This window comes from Pseudideonella sakaiensis (genome assembly GCF_048320135.1).
GTDB lineage: Bacteria > Pseudomonadota > Gammaproteobacteria > Burkholderiales > Burkholderiaceae_C > Ideonella_A > Ideonella_A sakaiensis_A.
The window spans coordinates 4,740,435-4,756,641 of record NZ_CP182947.1 but is presented as its reverse complement, the minus strand read 5'-3'; the positions used below and the strand labels follow the sequence as shown (position 1 = coordinate 4,756,641).

Below are 16,207 nucleotides of genomic sequence, written 5' to 3'. Positions count from 1 at the left end.
CGTTGCTGGTCGCGACTCGCCTCAGGCGGCGGCTTCCTGTTGCTGCGGCGCCTTGCGGGCCTCTTCGCGATCGACCGTCTTCATCATCACCGAAGGCGTCGTCTCGGCCTTTTCCTTCTTCACGGTCAGGTGACGGAGCACCGCATCGTTGAAGCGGAAACCGGTCTCGAGTTCGGCCAGCACTTCCTGGCTGCACTCGATGTTGATGCAAAGGTAATGGGCCTTCGCGAGTTTCTGGATCAGATAGGCCATCTGGCGACGGCCCCAGTCCTCGACCCGATGCACCTTGCCGCCGCCGGCGGTGACGATGCCCTTGTAGCGCTCCAGCATGGCCGGAACCTGTTCGCTCTGGTCCGGATGGATCAGCAGCACGATTTCATAATGACGCATGGACTCTCCTTGTGGAAAAACACGGCCGGCCAACCGGCTGTGCGGAGCCACCCCGACGCGTCGAAGACGGGTGTGGCAAGGGAAAAGCCTGCGATTATAGCCCGGCCGGCGAATCCCGGCGTCGCGCCTGCGTCTGCGGAAACAGAAAAGCCGCCCGCAGGCGGCTTCGTTCGATGCAGCGAGGGCTGCTTATTCGCCGCGTCCGTCGTATGCGGAGACCTGCGGGAAGCCGCCGTAGGCCTCGTTGTTGCGCAGTTCCGTGTCGGCAGCGACACCCGAGTCGGCATGAATGCTGCCCTGCTCCGGAGATGCCCAGACCGACGCAGCCGGGTCGAACTGGCCATAGGCCTCGGTGCGGCTGGCAAGGAAACCGTCGTGCGATGCGTTGAACGCGTTGGTTTCCGCAAACACCTCGGCGCGGGTGTCCGTCAGATGCTGGTTCGTATAGTTGACCTTGCTTTCGCCTTCGGCCACTGCTGCTCCGCCAAACAGTGCGAGGATGGTGGCGGCGATGATTTTGCGGTTGTTCATGATGTGATCCTTTCAGCAGGACGAGGTCCCGCAGACATGGTGGGTACCGGAAAGATGGCGCCAGATGCACCGTCTTGCCGGATCGCAGCGAGAGCCTCGCTACTGATGGCCCCATTTTCCATACCAACTAGTCACAAGACAGTCGGAAAGGTCGCATAGCGGCGTAGGACAGCCGCAGATCGCAGCGTCAGCCGTTTGTACGCAGGCGCAGCGCCTTGTTGGCAAGCGCGTCCGCGCGCTCGTTGTAGACGTCGCCGTTGTGGCCGCGCACCCAGCGCGTCTTCACGGTGCGCGCGTCGGCTTCGGCGAACAGCCGCTTCCACAGGTCGAGGTTGGCCACCGGCTCGCCTTTTGAGTTGCGGAATCCACGCCGCTCCCAGCCCGCACGCCACTCACTGAGGCCTTTCAGCACATATTGGCTGTCGGATACCAGTTCGACCGCATCGCCCTTCGGCACCCGTGACAGCCCCTCGATCGCCGCGGTCAGCTCGGCAATCTGGTTCGTGCCGTGACCGATGAAGCCGAAGTGATCGACTTCGCTGCGACCGTCCGGCCCGATCAGCACCAGTCCCCATCCGGCCGGACCGGGATTCGACGGCGCGCAGGCGCCGTCGGCATAAATGACCCAAGGCATCGAAGCCCTCCTTCAATTCAAGGTTCAACGCCATCGTGGTGCCGCCGCCGCAGCACATCGCGTCGTTGGTGGATGGCCGCGGCCGGCGCCGCCTTCGGCGCCACCGACTGGGACCGCACCAACCCGACCAGCCGCATGCCGCGCACGCGCTTGACCGCGACCAGCAGGTAAACAGACCCGAATACCGGCCACCAGCGTTCGCCGATGGCCTCGATCCAGGCGTAACGCGACAACCACTTGTCGGTTCGAAGCGCAGGACGATAACAGCCAAACTGCCCGGCTTCGACTTCGAAGCTGAGCAGCCGCAACCAGTCGCGCATGCGCTTGTAGGCAATGAATTCGCCGGCCGTCGGCAGGTACAGGCCATCCCGCCGATGCAGACCGATGCGCGCAAGCAGCCGCCCGACGCGCTGCCGCAACCCCCACAGGCTGGCCGGGTTGAAGCCGAGAATCACGACCTTGCCCTCCGGCACCAGCACGCGCTCGACCTCACTGAGCGCCAGGTGCGGGTCGCGCGCCAGCTCGAGGGCATGCGGCAGCAACACCAGATCGAGGCTGCGGCTGTCGAACGGCAAGGCGTCGAACTCGCACTGCAGATTGATCGTCGCGACGCGGCGCGTTGCGCCGGCAGCGTCGGCAGCGTCCGCCGTGGAAGCTTCAGCCGATTGTTCGAACGGGCCCTCGGACGCCTCGCGGACCGGGTCGAATGCATACCAGCGGTGCGGCATCCGATTCGCCTGCAGGCCGTTCAGTTGCGGCAGGCCGAGCTGCAGCGAGTGGAAACCGAATATGTCGGCCACCTGGATCTCGATCTGCCGCCTCTCCCATTCGAGTAAATACCGGCCCGCGGGTGTTTCCAGCCAGTCGGCCAAACCTATAATGCCGGCACCTTTCGTCATGGAACCTGTTGCACACCCTGCCTTTGTACTGTTCGACATCCGGGTATGCCACGACAGGCAGCAAAACATCGTGGCCCAACCGGTGTGCGCGTCCCCCCGAGGCAATGCGTACCTGACGATTCTAGTGAGCCGGCGTGATCGGGCCGAAAGGCGCAATCCAGAACCAGCGCCGGTTCATGTGTCGACAACTTCTTCCTGCTCGCCGGCTTACCGGCCAGCACCGCTGATTCGGAGCGCGGCACGCCGCGACCGCTCCGAAGCCCCCCATCGCATCGACACGCGCGCAGCGTCGCGCCAGAGCGCCTTCAACCGACCGGCCACGGTCATTGCAAGAAGACCCTCCCATGACACCAAAGCGTCCGAGCAGGCTGGCCCCGGCCAACTGGATCCGCTATTCCACGTTGCCGATCGCCCTTGCCCTGAGCGCCTGTGCGGCGACCAATCCGGAAGGCGTGGCCTACCCGCCGGCGCGCCACGCGGCGGTTGCCGCCGAACTCGCGAAATCCGCCGCACAGCCGGCGGCAGCTGACGCCGCCGCAACGCGCGCTGCTGCGATCGCGCAGCCGCCGGTCGCAGCCACGCAAGCGGCCATCGAGACCCCGCCGCCGCCGGTCCAGGCGATCGACCCGCTGAGCCCGGGCCGCAAGGTCGACCTCGAGGACCGGTCGGTGCGCATCGATTTGTGGGAGCGGCTGCGCAACGGCTTTGCGATACCCGATCTCGAAACCGAAATCGTGCGCGACCGTGAGCAGTGGTATGCCAGCCGGCCCGACTATGTCCAGCGCATGACCGAGCGCGGCTCGCGCTACCTGTTCCACATCGTCGAGGAAGTCGAGCGGCGCCGCCTGCCGACCGAACTGGCCCTGCTGCCGTTCATCGAGAGCGCCTTCAACCCGCAGGCCTTGTCGTCGGCGAATGCGTCGGGCATGTGGCAGTTCATTCCATCGACCGGCAAATATTTCGACCTGACGCAGAACATCTTCCGCGACGACCGCCGCGATGTGCTGGCATCGACGAAAGCGGCGCTCGACTATCTCGAGAAGCTGCATCGCATGTTCGGCGACTGGCGGCTGGCGCTGGCTGCCTACAACTGGGGCGAAGGCAGCGTGCAGCGCGCGATTGCACGCAACGAGCGCGACGGGCTCGCAACCGATTACCTGAGTCTGCGGATGCCGCTGGAGACCCAGCACTATGTGCCGAAGCTGCAGGCGGTAAAAAACATCATCGCGCGGCCGCAGCATTTCGGCCTGAGCCTGCCGCCGCTTGAGAACCACCCGTATTTCCTTTCGATCCCGATCGAACGCGACATCGATGTCGATGTTGCTGCGCGGCTGGCTGGCATGTCACTGGCCGATTTCAAGGCGCTCAATCCGCAGATGAACAAGCCGGTGATCCTGGCCGCCGGCACGCCGCAGCTGCTGCTGCCTTACGACAACGCCAACGAATTCGTCCGTCGGCACCGCGAACACAAGGGCCCGCTGGCCACCTGGACGGCCTGGGTCGCGCCAAAGACGATGCGCCCGCGCGACGTTGCCCAGGAACACGGGATGAACGAGACGGCGTTGCGCGAACTGAACCGGATCCCGCCGCGGATGCTGATCAAGGCCGGTTCGACGCTGCTGGTTCCGCGGCTCGCCCAGCGCCAGGCCGACGTTTCCGAGCAGATCGCCGACAACGCGATGATGACGCTGGCACCCGATGTCCCGCCGTTGCGCAGGCTCGCGCTGCGCGCCGGCAAACGCGATACCGTGGCCGGTATCGCGAAGCGTTACCGCGTCAGCGAAAGCCAGGTTGCCGCGTGGAACAAGACGACGACGCAGGCGCGCTTCCGCACCGGCCAGACGATCTTCGTCTATGTGCCGACCGACTCGGGTTCCCGCGTCGCCGGCAGCTCAGGCAGTCCCAGCAAGGTGGCGGTTTCGGCCAGCAAGCCGAGCGCCCGCAAGACTGCTTCGAGGGTTGCCGGGAAGAGCCGGCCGGACAGCGAGCGCGTTGCCGGCAAGAGCAGCAAGGGCAGCCGGGTTGCCCAGTCCGGGAAAAATCCGCTGACGCAGATCAAATATTGAGCTTCAGCAGCGGCGCCGCTGATGGCGGCGCTCAGCGGCGGTCGTGCAAGGCGTGAGCGATGGTTCCGGCGTCGACATGCTCGAGTTCGCTGCCGACCGGCACGCCGCGGGCCAGCCGCGTGCTGCGGATGCCGCGCGAACGCAGCGTATCGGCAATCACATGGGCGGTGATATCGCCTTCGGCGGTAAAGCTGGTGGCCAGAATCACCTCTGAAACCGCCGGCTCGGCCGCACGTGCCAGCAACTGTTGCAGGCCGATGTCGCGTGCACCCATGCCGTCGAGCGGGCTCAGTCGCCCCATCAGCACGAAATACAGTCCGCGGTAACCGCCACTGCGCTCCAGCGCTGCCTGATCGGCGGGCGATTCGACGACGCACAGCAGGCTGGCATCGCGGGCCGGATCGAGGCAGGTGCGGCAGACCTCGTCTTCGGTGAAGGTCTGGCAGCGCGCGCAATTGCGGATCGCCGACAGCGCACGTTGCAGCGCCACCGACAACTGCTCGGCGCCGTCGCGGTCATGCTGCAGCAGATGAAAGGCCATCCGCTGCGCCGACTTGACGCCGACGCCAGGCAGCCGCCGCAGCGCCGTGATCACCGCATCGAGGGCTGACTCACTCATCGCCAGCCAGTCCTCGTCGACGCGGCAATGGCGCGGCGCGCACTCAGAACGGCAGCTTCATGCCGGGCGGCAACGGCATCCCGGCGGTCAGCTTGCCCATCTTCTCGCTGCTCAGTTCCTCGGCCCGGCGCACGCCGTCGTTGAAGGCCGCGGCGACCAGGTCCTCGAGCATGTCCTTGTCTTCGGCGAGCAGCGACGGGTCGATCACAACGCGCTTGACGTCGTGTTTGCAGGTCATCGTGACCTTCACGAGGCCGGCGCCGGACTGGCCCTCGACCTCGATCGTCGCGAGTTCCTCCTGGGCCTTCTTCAGGTTGTCCTGCATGGCCTGGGCCTGTTTCATCAGGCCCGCGAGTTGGTTTTTCATCATCGTCAAGAGCTCCAGAAAATCCTGAACAGAATAGCAGCCGGGCCCGCCACCACCGCGGCAGCGGGGTCAGCCTGGCTGGATCGATCCCGGCACGATGCGGGCGGTCTTGTACTGGTCCAGCAAGGAGCGCACCAGCGGATCCTCGGCAATCACCTGCTCGGCCAGTTGCTGATTGCGTTCGCGCTCGGCCAATGCACGCAGCGCCGGCGTATCGTCGTTTGCACCGACCTCGATCTGCAACTGCACTGCCGACCCAAGCCAGTCGGACAGCGCAGCCTGCAAACGCTCGACGTGCGCAGGCGCGCGCAGCATCTCGCGCTCGACGCGCAGCCGCCAGACCGCACCTGCCGGCCCGCCGGTCGGCTGCTCGATCGCCAGGCACTGCGCCTGCCAGGCCAGTTCGCGAACGATTGCGGTGATGCTGCCGCGTTCGATCAGCGCCTGCACCGCAGCCGCCCAGCGGTCGCCTTGCGGTGTTGTCGCCAGGCGGGCCAGCGCAGAAGGCGCTGCGGACGCGGCCCGCCGTTCGCCGTCCGGACGGCCGGCGGCCCGCCGCGTCGAGTGCTCGGTGGCGGCCGGGCCCGCGGCAGCCGGCGCGGCTGGTTCGGCGGCGCCGCGCTGCTCGGCCTCCGGTGCATCGAGCCACGGCGGCAGATCGTCGTCGGCCGAATCGGCGGCCTTGTTGCCGACCGCTGCCACCGCTTCTGCGGCAGCCGCCGGTGTTTTCGCGACTGCGACCGCGGTCCGCGCCACCTGCTGCGAATGCAGCGCAACAGCCGGCCGGGCGGCTGGAGAGGCCTGCGCCGGACCGGCGGCCTTGCGCGCCTCGGGCGGCCGGAATGCCAGCATCCGTAACAGAACCATCACCAAGGCACCATATTCGTCGGGTGCCAGGCCGAGCTCGGCGCGGCCATGCAGACACATGCTGTACAGCAGCGCCATTTCATCGGCGCCGAATTGCGCACCGAGCCGCAACGCCTGCTGGTGTTCGGGGTCGCCCGCATCGGCCGCCGACGGCACCGCCTTCAGCACCGCCATCTGCTGCAGCAGGCTGGCCATCTCCTCGAGGGTGGCGGCGGCCGACAAGCCGAGCCCGCGCAACCGGTCGGTGACGGCGAGCAATGCCGCGCCTTCGCAATTTGCCAGCGCGTCGAGCAGATCGACCGCATGACCGCGGTCGACCGCGCCGAGCATCTGCCGGACACCGGCCTCGGCAATCGCGCCGGCACCGAAGGCGATCGCCTGGTCGGTCAATGACAGCGCATCACGCATCGAACCGCGCGCGGCGCGCGCGAGCAACCGCAGCGCAGCGGACTCGGCCGCGATGCCCTCCTCGCCGAGCACCTTCGCAAGATGCTCCTGCACGGTATCCGCAGCCATCGGCCGCAGATTGAACTGCAGGCAGCGCGACAGCACCGTCGGCGGGACTTTCTGCGGATCGGTCGTCGCGAGCACGAACTTCAGATACTCGGGCGGCTCCTCCAGCGTCTTCAGCATCGCATTGAAGGCATGGTTCGACAACATGTGGACTTCGTCGACCATGTAGACCTTGAACCGCCCGATCACCGGCTTGTAGACCGCCTGGTCGAGCAGCTGGGTGATCTCCTCGACACCGCGGTTCGATGCCGCATCGAGCTCGACATAGTCGACGAAGCGGCCGCCGTCGATCGCGGTGCAGGCCTGGCAGACGCCGCAGGGCTGGGCGGTGATGCCGCCGCTGCCGTCGGCGCCGGTGCAGTTCAGCGACTTCGCGAGGATGCGCGAGACCGTCGTCTTGCCGACGCCGCGGGTGCCGGTGAACAGATAGGCGTGGTGCAGGCGCTGCTGCTGCAGTGCATTGGCGAGTGCCTGCACGACGTGCTCCTGACCGACCATCGCGTCGAAGCTGCGCGGGCGGTATTTTCGGGCCAGGACCAGATAGGACATCCGCCGATTCTACGAGGCGGGATAATCGGTCAGCCGTTTCGACATCCTTCCCGACATGACTTCCCCAGCCCATCCGACGCCGCCTGCAGGCACCCTCAGCTACCAGCAAGCCGGCGTCGACTACGACCTGATCGATCCGCTGAAAGTGGCGGCACAACGCGCGGCCGCTTCGACGGCCGGCCACCTCGGCAGCCACGGCTTCAGCGAGGTCGCCGCATCGCGCGGTGAATCGGCCTACGTCGTCGATGTCGGCCCGTTCTACCTAGCAAGCATCGTCGAATGCCTTGGCTCGAAGGCGCTGGTCGCCGACGAGATGCACGCGATCACCGGCCAGAGCTATTACGCCGCAATCGCGCAGGACACGATCGCGATGGCGGTCAACGACCTGATCACCGTCGGCGCGACACCGCTGGTCGTGCAGGCCTATTGGGCCGCCGGTGGTTCGGACTGGTTTGCCGACGCGCAACGCGCGCAGGCGCTGGTCGACGGCTGGAAAAAGGCCTGTGACCGCTGCGGCGTCGCCTGGGGCGGCGGCGAGACACCGGCGCTGGCCGGCATCGTCGCCGACGGGCGCATCGACCTCGCGGCAAGCTGCACCGGGCTGGTCAATCCGAAACAGCGACTGTCGCTCGGTGACCGGCTGGCAGCCGGTGACGCGATCGTGCTGCTGGCGTCGAGCGGCATCCATGCGAATGGCCTCAGCCTCGCGCGCAAGCTGGTCGAACGCCTGCCCGACGGTTATGCAACGCGGCTCGCCAATGGCCAGTCCTACGGCGAGGCGCTGCTCGAGCCGACGACGCTGTATTCGCCGGTCACCGAGGCGCTGTACGCAGCCGGCATCACGCCGCACTATTGCGCCAACATCACCGGCCATGGCTGGCGCAAGCTGCTGCGCCATCCGGCGACGCTGACCTACCGCATCGACCAGGTTCCGGAAGTGCCGGCGGTCCTCGCATTCATCCAACAGCAGGCCGGTCAGGACGACGAGGAGGCCTACAGCACGCTGAACATGGGGGCGGGATTCGCGTTGTTCGTCGCGGCGGAAGATGCGCAGCGCACGGTCGAGATCGCGCGCGCCGAAGGCATCGCGGCTCTGGTTGCCGGCCGTGTCGAGGAAGGGCCAAAACAGCTGCTGATCGAGCCGCTCGGCATCCGCTACGGAGACGACGCGCTGCAACTGCGATGAACCTGTCGGCGGTGCAGCCTTGGCGGCTCGCCTACAATCGTCAGCGACGGGCCTCCCCGCATGGAAGCGCGGCCAACCGGGTCAGGTCGGGAACGAAGCAGCCCCAACCGTTGTGACCAGTGCCGGGGCAAGGCTCGTCACCCCGCCTTGACCTCGACTCCGGGCTGCGGCTCGGCCTCTGGCTGGATTGCCCGGCCGGCCTGCAACGGCCCCCTGCCCTCGCGCATCGCCTGGCGCGACTGCTGCACCGCGGCCTTGATGTCGTCGATCTCGATGTTCAACGGCCGTGCATACCGCTTGATGATCGCGGCCATTGCCGCGCCAAGGCGCGGTCCGGTCGCGCCATGCATCGCGTCCACAATCTCGTTGGCGGCGCTGGCGACGTTGCGCAGCACCTCGGCATCGTTGTCGGCGTTGCGCACCGGCCGATCGAGCGGATTGCGCCGCATCATCGCCTGCACCTCTTCGCCGAGCCCCCAGTATTTGGCAACCGCGGCGCCAATCGCTTCGCTGTCGACGCCAAGCACCGCCAGCGAGGCCATCGACTCAGACAGGCCGGGCAGATCGGCGGCGCCGTCGTCGGCCGGCCCGGCGGCTGCTGGCGCGCTGTTCATCAGCTGGCTGATCTGGTTCGCCTCGTCCGGGAAGTGGTAACGCAGCAACAGCCTGCCGAGGTTCTGCCACATCACGACCAGATAAACCACCTCCGGGTCGTAGCCGGCAGGGCGCAGCGCCTGCGCGACGCGCGCTGCCAGCCGGACCTGGTCGAACAGCTTCTGCAGATTGGCCGCCGCGGCCGGATTCAGCGGTCCGGGCCAGATGCGCAAGGCGTTGCCGGCGCGGCGGATGCCGTCGAGGCCGAGCATCGCAACGGCGCGCTTGACGGTGATGACCGCCGGGCCGCCGGACAGGTGGGCCGACTGCAGCACATTCGAATTGACCGCGCGCAGCAGTTCGAAACTGAGTGCGAAATCCTCCAGCAGATCGTTCGCCATGTCTTCGGTGCGCTGACCCTCGGCGCTGGTCAATCGAGCGATGCGCTGGCCGACGCCGGGCAGCGCCGGCAGGTGGCCGACCGCTCGCATGCGATCGATCAGCAGCACCAGCGGGCCGCCGCTGTCGCTGCCGTCGACCTCGAGCCAGCCGTTCAGCGCGCGCAGCAGCGTGCGCGCATTCAGATAGCGCTGGCGCTCCTGTGCCGCGGTGGCACGGTTGACGATGGCCCGCAGCGCATCGGGAACCGGGCGCGAGGTGCTCCAGGGCAGCCGGACGATTTCGCGGCCGAGCGGCGGCAACCTCGAGATCACCGCCGAGACGTCTTCCTTGTCGAGCGGGTTGTGGCCGGAAAACAGGCGATAGGCAATCAGGCCGATCGCCAACACGTCGCGTTCGGCGAGGCTGCGCCGGGTGCGCAGATCGGCCGCACCAAGCGTGGCGGCGCGGCCAGCCGCCGCGTTGCCCGGCTGACCGGCCGGCTCGCTGGCGACGCCGAGCCCGGCGACGCGGACGGTACCCTGGTCGTTGATCAGCAGGCTGTGCAGTTGCAGGTCGCCGTGAAAAGCGCCGGCTTCATGGGCAAAAGCCAATCCCTCGAGCGCCCGGCAGATACAGCCGACCAGGTCGGCCACCGGTTCGGCCGTGTGCGTGGCCAGCCACTCGCCGAGCGTCACGCCGTAGGCGCGATCGACGACGGTGTAAGGCCAGTGGTCCTGCACGCCCATTTCGCTCGGGGCGGCCAGGTTCGGATGGTTCAGCCGCGCGGCAATGCCGACTTCGCGCTGCCACACCTCGAGCGCAGCGGCATCCGCGGGTTGCACCCGCGGCAGATGCAGCGTGACGTCTTGCCCGGTTCTCGGGTCGTTCGCCAGCCAGACCATCGAGCGCTCGCTTTTCGCGATCAGCGCCCGCAGGGCAAAGCGCCCGAATGCACGGGTCGCTGCCTTGTCGGTGGCCGGCTGCGCCTCCGCGGCGGCAGCGGCCGAATGATTCGTGATGCTCATGCCCTCGATTGGACCGCGGCTGCGCCCCGGCGCAAGGTCGAAAAAGGCGCCGGATCGGTGGCCAGTTCTGCCTCACTGCGGCGTTGCAGCAACGACTTGGCGGCCGCCGGCCTTGTCCGAGGGAATATGTCAGAATCGTTTTCCGAGGGTCGGTCGATCCGGACCGACATCCATGCCGAAGGGCTTCCATGAGCGAATTGATCAAAAACACATCCGACGCATCGTTCGATGCCGATGTCCTGAAGTCAGACAAGCCGGTGCTGGTCGACTACTGGGCCGAATGGTGCGGCCCCTGCAAGATGATCGCGCCGATTCTCGACGAGGTGTCGAAGACCTATGACGGCCGGTTGCAGATTGCCAAGATGAACGTCGACGAAAACCGCGAGGTCCCGCAGAAATACGGCATCCGCGGCATTCCGACGCTGATGCTGTTCAAGGACGGGCAGCTCGCCGCGACCAAGGTCGGCGCACTGTCGAAAGCACAGTTGACGGCATTCCTGGACGGCAATCTATAATCCTGCGAATTCGTGAAGGCGGGCCGTGCAGGCCGGCCTTCACCTCGACAGGATCTGCCACCACGTCCGCCGGTCGCGCCCGCGACCCGCACCCCGGCCGGCCCGACGTGGATTCGGCTACCTACCCCTGATTCTTTTCTGCTTCACCGCCTTCAGCGGCTGTTTGCAACGCGCCTTGTTCCGGGCGCTGCTCCGCAACGGCATGCTGGTGGCTGATCCGACCTGACTGCCTTCGCGGCAGCACCCTTCCCTCCGAGCCCCACTCATGCATCTGTCAGAACTCAAAGCGCTCCACGTGTCCGAGCTGATCAAGATGGGCGAAGCCCTCGAGATCGACAACGTCGCGCGCCTGCGCAAGCAGGAACTGATGTTCGCGATCATGAAGAAGCGCGCCAAGGCCGGCGAACAGGTCTTCGGCGACGGCGTGCTCGAGGTGCTGCCGGACGGCTTCGGCTTCCTCCGCTCGATCGAAGCCAGCTACATGGCGTCGACCGACGACATCTACCTGAGCCCGAGCCAGATCCGCCGCTTCAACCTGCACACCGGCGACATGGTCGAAGGCGAAGTGCGGGTGCCGAAGGACGGCGAGCGTTATTTCGCGCTGGTCAAGGTCGACCGCGTCAATGCGCTGACGCCGGAGGAGAGCAAGCACAAGATCATGTTCGAGAACCTGACGCCCTTGTTTCCGAAGGAGCAGTTCAAGCTCGAGCGCGAGATCAAGAGCGAGGAAAACATCACCAGCCGGATCATCGACCTGATCGCGCCGATCGGCAAAGGCCAGCGTGCGCTGCTGGTCTCGCAGCCGAAAAGCGGCAAGACGATGATCATGCAGCACCTTGCGCATGCCATCGTCGCCAACCACCCGGACGTGCACCTGATCGTGCTGCTGGTCGACGAGCGGCCCGAGGAAGTGACCGAGATGCAGCGCACCGTGCGCGGCGAGGTGATCAGCTCGACCTTCGACGAGCCGGCGGCGCGCCACGTGCAGGTTGCCGAGATGGTGATCGAACGCGCCAAGCGCCTGGTCGAGCTGAAAAAGGACGTCGTGATCCTGCTCGACTCGATCACCCGGCTGGCCCGTGCCTACAACAACGTATTGCCGTCGTCGGGCAAGGTGCTGACCGGTGGTGTCGACGCCAATGCGCTGCAGCGGCCGAAACGTTTCTTCGGTGCGGCACGCAACATCGAGGAAGGCGGCTCGCTGACGATCATCGGCACCGCGCTGATCGATACCGGCAGCCGCATGGACGAGGTGATCTACGAGGAATTCAAGGGCACCGGCAACTGCGAGATCTACCTCGACCGCCGGATGTCCGAAAAGCGCGTCTATCCGTCGATCCTGCTGAACAAGAGTGGCACGCGGCGCGAGGAACTGCTGCTGAAGCCGGAAATCCTGCAGAAGACCTGGATCCTGCGCAAGCTGCTCTACCCGATGGACGAGATCGAGGCGATGGAATTCATCCTCGACAAGATGAAGTCGACGAAAAACAACCTCGACTTCTTCGACCTGATGCGCAGAGGCGGTTGAACGCCGCTGCTGCGAGGCAGGCTATAATCCGCGGTTCTCCGCTTCAGGAAAGTGCGTCGAATGGTTCGGCGTGGCTACCGCAACTTCAGCGTCAAGGCTCTCCCATGAAAGACGGCATCCATCCCTCCTATCGCGACGTCTGCTTCGTCGACCTGTCCAACGGCTTCAAGTTCGTCACCCGCTCATGCGCGCAGACGAAGGAAACCATCGACATGGAAGACGGCCGCAAGCTGCCGCTGTTCAAGCTGGAAACCACCAGCGAGTCGCATCCGTTCTACACCGGCACGCAAAAGAGCATCGATTCGCTCGGCGGCCGGGTCGAGAAATTCCGCAACAAGTTTGCCAAGGTCGGCATCAAGAAGTGATGCTGCGTCCGGCAGCAGCGTAAAGGGCAGCTTCGGCTGCCTTTTTTGTTGGCAAACTGGTTGACATGGCGACCACCCCGAATCCGGCCCTCGTGACGCAGCGCGCAGCGCAGCGCCTGCCGCGGCTCGCGCTGCTGCTGTTTTGTGCGGCTTATGTGCTGCCGGGCCTGTTCGGCCGCGACCCCTGGCGCAATGCTGACATCACCGCATTCGGCTACATGGCAAGCATTGCGCAGGGCCATTCGAGCTGGCTGGCGCCAAGCGTCGGCGGCCTGCCCGCCGATGCCGCACTGCTGCCGTACTGGATCGGTGCCGCCGCGATTGCGCTGCTGACGCCACTGGTCGAGCCGGCGATCGCAGCGCGGCTGCCGTTTGCGCTGCTGCTGGTCGTCTCGCTCGCGATGACCTGGTACAGCACCTACCACCTCGCGCGCACCGATGCGGCGCAGCCGTTGCCGTTTGCCTTCGGCGGCGAGGCAGATCCGGTCGACTATGCACGCGCCGTCGCCGATGGCGCGGTGCTGGCGCTGATCGCGACGCTCGGACTGCTGCAGCTGGGCCATGAGACGACGCCCGAGCTGGCGCAGCTCGCGAGCGTGTCGATTTTCCTGTATGCGATGGCTGCCAGCCCCTACCGGCCGCGGCTGGCGCCACTTGCGGTCTGGGGCGCGTTGCCGGCACTGGCTGCCAGCGGTGCACCGGCGATCGCGGTCGCGCTGGCAGTTGCCGGTCTGGTGATCAGCGTGCGCTCCAGCTATCAGCAGGTGCGCCGCTTCAGCGTGCACGTCGGCCTCGCCGGCATGCTGGCTGCCGCAACCGCGAGCATGCTGGGAGCCTGGGACTACCGGATCGATCTGCCGGCAAGCGCCGACGATGTGAGGGATACGCTGCGCCTGTTTGCATGGTTTACCTGGCCGACGCTGCCGCTGGCCGCCTGGACGTTGTGGCGCTGGAGGCTGCATTGGCAGAAGCGCCACATGGCGGTGCCGCTGGCCTGTGCCGCGGTCGCGATGGTGGCCAGCATCCTGATGGGTGGCGTCGACCGCGCACTGATGCTTGCGTTGCCGCCGCTGGCGGTGCTTGGTGCATTTGCGCTGCCGACGCTGCAACGCAGCAGCGGCGCGGCGATCGACTGGTTTTCGGTCTTTTTCTTCAGCATCTGCGCGCTGACGATCTGGGTCATCTACCTGGCGGTGCAAACCGGATTTCCGGCGCGACCGGCCGCCAACGTGCAGCGGCTGCTGCCCGGGCTGCAGGTCTCGTTCTCGTGGCCCGAACTGATGCTGGCGATTGCCGGCAGCGTCGCCTGGATCGCGCTGGTGTTCTGGCGCACCGGCCGGCACCGGCATCCGCTGTGGAAAAGCATGGTGCTGCCGGCCGGCGGTGTCGCGTTGTGCTGGTTGCTGCTGATGAGCATCTGGCTGCCGATGCTCGACTATGCGCGCAGCGAGCGGCCCCTCGTCCAGCGCGTCTCGCGCCATCTGCCGAAGGACCGCAGCTGCGTCGCGATGCCGAGTCAGCCGCTGGCCCGCATCGCGGCAATCGAGCAGCTCGGTGGCTATCGGGTCGACGCCGCGACGCCGCTGGCGCGTACGCCGTGCGATTTTCTGCTGCGGCAGGAGCCGAAAGATGCGGTCGACATCGCGCCACCGGGCTGGCGGCTGCTGGCACGGGTGCGACGGCCGACCGAACGGCTCGAGTTGACTGCGATCTATGCGCGCGAACCGCGGCGCTGAGCAGCAGCAGCAGCCAGGGCTCAGTTCCGGCCGGGCGCGGGCCCCGGCGTGGGCGGATCGGCCTGCTGCGGCACGGCCGGCTGGGCATTGCGTCCGTTGGCAGCTGGCAGCGTCGCATATTCGCCGCGACGGATCCGCGCCGCCGGCAGGATCAGCTTGAAGCTCGAGCCCTGACCCGGCTCGCTGCTGATCTCGAGTTCGCCGCCGTGGCGCTGCGCAACATGCTTGACGATCGACAGTCCGAGACCGGTGCCGCCGGTATCGCGCGATCGGCTGCCGTCGACACGATAAAAACGTTCGGTGACTCGTGCCAGGTGCTCCTTGCCGATGCCGATGCCTGAATCGCGCACCTCGGCCTCGCCGCTGCCGTCGTCGCGGACCGTCCAGCCGATCGCGATGCTGCCGCCGGCCGGCGTATAGCGCACGGCATTTGTCACCAGGTTCGAGATTGCGCTGGCCAGTTCGGCCTCGATGCCGGCGATTTCCGACGGCTCGGCGATCTCGACGCTGATGCGGTGGCGCCCGGCACTCAACGCAACGGCATCGGCATGGGCCTGGTCGAGCAGGCCACGCACCGGTACCCAGCGGTCGGCGGCCGGCCGCGGGCTGCCTTCGAGCTGTGCCAGGATCAGCAGATCGGCGACCAGGCTCTGCATCCGCTGCGTCTGCTGCGCCATCAGTTCGATCACGCGGCGTCGCTCGACTTCGCTCAGCGGCAGACTGGTCATCGTCTCGACAAAACCGGCCAGCACCGTCAGCGGCGTGCGGATCTCGTGCGACACATTGGCAACAAAATCGCGCCGCATCGCCTCGTTGCGCTCGCGTTCGGTGACGTCCTGCGACAGCACCAGTTTCTTGCCGTCGCCGAAGCTGCGGATGATCACCTGCAGGGTTCCACGCTGGCCCGGCCCCTGGAAGGTGATCGGCGTCGAATAATCGCCGGCCTGCAGATAGGCTACAAATGCCGGCGCACGAACCAGGTTGGTGACGCGCTGGCGCCGATCGCGCACCGGATCGAGCCCGAAATGGTCGGCCGCCGCCGAATTGCACCAATCGATGAAATCGCCGCTGCCGAGCACCAGCACGCCGTTCGGCGACACCTCGATTGCCGACAGGAACTGCTCGAGGCGCGACGATTCGATCGCGGCGCGTTTGTCGAGCTTGCGAAAGCCGCGCTCGATGCGGTAGCCGAGTTCACCCCAGACACCCGGATCGCGCGGCGCGGCCACCGTCCGGTCGCTGCGCAACCATGACAGCAGACGGTTTGCGCGCAACGATTCGATGCCGACGATGATTGCCGCCGACAAGCCGCCGCCGAGCGCAGCGCCAAACGATGGCACACCCCAGCCATGGCCGATCAGCATGCCGATCTCGGCACCGAGAAATGCCAGCAAGGCAGCGGTAATGACACGCGACAGCAGCCAGCCCATCTCGCCGCCTCG

At 66.5% G+C, this 16,207-nt stretch carries 15 protein-coding genes and 1 other RNA gene; 7 read left to right on the top strand and 9 right to left on the bottom strand.

Annotated features, from left to right (window positions below):
- Positions 1-21: 21 nt before the first annotated feature.
- From rpsF to ACNH6H_RS21825, 4 genes are all read right to left on the bottom strand, one after another.
- Complete coding sequence (gene rpsF / locus ACNH6H_RS21840) at positions 22-390, bottom strand: 30S ribosomal protein S6 (protein ID WP_418320390.1); 369 nt, start codon at positions 388-390, stop codon at positions 22-24.
- Positions 391-579: 189 nt separating this feature from the next.
- On the bottom strand, positions 580-921 hold the full coding sequence (locus ACNH6H_RS21835) for a hypothetical protein (protein ID WP_418320389.1): 342 nt from the start codon (positions 919-921) through the stop codon (positions 580-582).
- Between the two features lie 187 nt (positions 922-1,108).
- Positions 1,109-1,555 carry a ribonuclease H family protein gene (locus ACNH6H_RS21830; protein WP_418320388.1) on the bottom strand — a complete coding sequence of 149 codons (447 nt, stop codon included), beginning with the start codon at positions 1,553-1,555 and terminating at the stop codon, positions 1,109-1,111.
- 17 nt (positions 1,556-1,572) lie between these two features.
- Positions 1,573-2,454 (bottom strand): class I SAM-dependent methyltransferase, encoded by an 882-nt coding sequence (locus tag ACNH6H_RS21825; RefSeq protein ID WP_418320387.1) that lies wholly within the window; start codon positions 2,452-2,454, stop codon positions 1,573-1,575.
- Positions 2,455-2,798: 344 nt separating this feature from the next.
- Here ACNH6H_RS21825 and ACNH6H_RS21820 point away from each other — a divergent pair, with 344 nt between their 5' ends.
- Entirely contained in the window at positions 2,799-4,520 is a 1,722-nt protein-coding gene (locus tag ACNH6H_RS21820) for a transglycosylase SLT domain-containing protein (protein ID WP_418320386.1), read from the top strand.
- Positions 4,521-4,551: 31 nt separating this feature from the next.
- On the opposite strand, the gene recR is transcribed toward ACNH6H_RS21820, so the two are convergent.
- The 3 genes from recR to dnaX form a co-directional block, all read right to left on the bottom strand.
- Positions 4,552-5,139 (bottom strand): recombination mediator RecR, encoded by a 588-nt coding sequence (recR, locus tag ACNH6H_RS21815; RefSeq protein WP_418320385.1) that lies wholly within the window; start codon positions 5,137-5,139, stop codon positions 4,552-4,554.
- A gap of 43 nt (positions 5,140-5,182) precedes the next feature.
- Positions 5,183-5,509, bottom strand: coding sequence for a YbaB/EbfC family nucleoid-associated protein (locus tag ACNH6H_RS21810; RefSeq protein ID WP_418320384.1), 327 nt, complete (start codon positions 5,507-5,509; stop codon positions 5,183-5,185).
- Positions 5,510-5,575: 66 nt separating this feature from the next.
- Entirely contained in the window at positions 5,576-7,435 is a 1,860-nt protein-coding gene (gene dnaX / locus ACNH6H_RS21805) for a DNA polymerase III subunit gamma/tau (protein ID WP_418320383.1), read from the bottom strand.
- Positions 7,436-7,490: 55 nt separating this feature from the next.
- Between dnaX and ACNH6H_RS21800 the strand changes: the two genes are divergently transcribed.
- Entirely contained in the window at positions 7,491-8,621 is a 1,131-nt protein-coding gene (locus ACNH6H_RS21800; protein ID WP_418320382.1) for an AIR synthase-related protein, read from the top strand.
- Positions 8,622-8,666: 45 nt separating this feature from the next.
- An RNA gene (ffs, locus tag ACNH6H_RS21795) (signal recognition particle sRNA small type) lies at positions 8,667-8,763 on the top strand.
- Here the strand turns inward: ffs and ACNH6H_RS21790 are convergent.
- Positions 8,759-10,621, bottom strand: coding sequence for a serine/threonine protein kinase (locus tag ACNH6H_RS21790; protein WP_418320381.1), 1,863 nt, complete (start codon positions 10,619-10,621; stop codon positions 8,759-8,761). The two genes, ffs and ACNH6H_RS21790, sit on opposite strands and share 5 nt — an antisense overlap.
- 188 nt (positions 10,622-10,809) lie before the next feature.
- Here ACNH6H_RS21790 and trxA point away from each other — a divergent pair, with 188 nt between their 5' ends.
- From trxA to ACNH6H_RS21770, 4 genes are all read left to right on the top strand, one after another.
- Positions 10,810-11,136, top strand: a complete 327-nt coding sequence (gene trxA / locus ACNH6H_RS21785) for a thioredoxin TrxA (RefSeq protein WP_418320380.1) — start codon at positions 10,810-10,812, stop codon at positions 11,134-11,136.
- A gap of 265 nt (positions 11,137-11,401) precedes the next feature.
- Positions 11,402-12,664, top strand: a complete 1,263-nt coding sequence (gene rho, locus ACNH6H_RS21780) for a transcription termination factor Rho (protein WP_418320379.1) — start codon at positions 11,402-11,404, stop codon at positions 12,662-12,664.
- A 104-nt stretch (positions 12,665-12,768) separates the two neighbouring features.
- Positions 12,769-13,029 carry a type B 50S ribosomal protein L31 gene (locus ACNH6H_RS21775; protein ID WP_418320378.1) on the top strand — a complete coding sequence of 87 codons (261 nt, stop codon included), beginning with the start codon at positions 12,769-12,771 and terminating at the stop codon, positions 13,027-13,029.
- 65 nt (positions 13,030-13,094) lie between these two features.
- Positions 13,095-14,765 (top strand): ArnT family glycosyltransferase, encoded by a 1,671-nt coding sequence (locus ACNH6H_RS21770; protein WP_418320377.1) that lies wholly within the window; start codon positions 13,095-13,097, stop codon positions 14,763-14,765.
- 20 nt (positions 14,766-14,785) lie between these two features.
- Here the strand turns inward: ACNH6H_RS21770 and phoR are convergent, their stop codons facing one another.
- Positions 14,786-16,195, bottom strand: coding sequence for a phosphate regulon sensor histidine kinase PhoR (gene phoR / locus ACNH6H_RS21765; RefSeq protein ID WP_418320376.1), 1,410 nt, complete (start codon positions 16,193-16,195; stop codon positions 14,786-14,788).
- Positions 16,196-16,207: the final 12 nt, after the last annotated feature.

Bases quoted from the DNA above. Each gene is read 5' to 3' on its own strand.
- rpsF (WP_418320390.1), bottom strand. From the start codon at position 390: ATGCGTCATTATGAAATCGTGCTGCTGATCCATCCGGACCAGAGCGAA.
- ACNH6H_RS21835 (WP_418320389.1), bottom strand. From the start codon at position 921: ATGAACAACCGCAAAATCATCGCCGCCACCATCCTCGCACTGTTTGGC.
- ACNH6H_RS21830 (WP_418320388.1), bottom strand. From the start codon at position 1,555: ATGCCTTGGGTCATTTATGCCGACGGCGCCTGCGCGCCGTCGAATCCC.
- ACNH6H_RS21825 (WP_418320387.1), bottom strand. From the start codon at position 2,454: ATGACGAAAGGTGCCGGCATTATAGGTTTGGCCGACTGGCTGGAAACA.
- ACNH6H_RS21820 (WP_418320386.1), top strand. From the start codon at position 2,799: ATGACACCAAAGCGTCCGAGCAGGCTGGCCCCGGCCAACTGGATCCGC.
- recR (WP_418320385.1), bottom strand. From the start codon at position 5,139: ATGAGTGAGTCAGCCCTCGATGCGGTGATCACGGCGCTGCGGCGGCTG.
- ACNH6H_RS21810 (WP_418320384.1), bottom strand. From the start codon at position 5,509: ATGATGAAAAACCAACTCGCGGGCCTGATGAAACAGGCCCAGGCCATG.
- dnaX (WP_418320383.1), bottom strand. From the start codon at position 7,435: ATGTCCTATCTGGTCCTGGCCCGAAAATACCGCCCGCGCAGCTTCGAC.
- ACNH6H_RS21800 (WP_418320382.1), top strand. From the start codon at position 7,491: ATGACTTCCCCAGCCCATCCGACGCCGCCTGCAGGCACCCTCAGCTAC.
- ACNH6H_RS21790 (WP_418320381.1), bottom strand. From the start codon at position 10,621: ATGAGCATCACGAATCATTCGGCCGCTGCCGCCGCGGAGGCGCAGCCG.
- trxA (WP_418320380.1), top strand. From the start codon at position 10,810: ATGAGCGAATTGATCAAAAACACATCCGACGCATCGTTCGATGCCGAT.
- rho (WP_418320379.1), top strand. From the start codon at position 11,402: ATGCATCTGTCAGAACTCAAAGCGCTCCACGTGTCCGAGCTGATCAAG.
- ACNH6H_RS21775 (WP_418320378.1), top strand. From the start codon at position 12,769: ATGAAAGACGGCATCCATCCCTCCTATCGCGACGTCTGCTTCGTCGAC.
- ACNH6H_RS21770 (WP_418320377.1), top strand. From the start codon at position 13,095: ATGGCGACCACCCCGAATCCGGCCCTCGTGACGCAGCGCGCAGCGCAG.
- phoR (WP_418320376.1), bottom strand. From the start codon at position 16,195: ATGGGCTGGCTGCTGTCGCGTGTCATTACCGCTGCCTTGCTGGCATTT.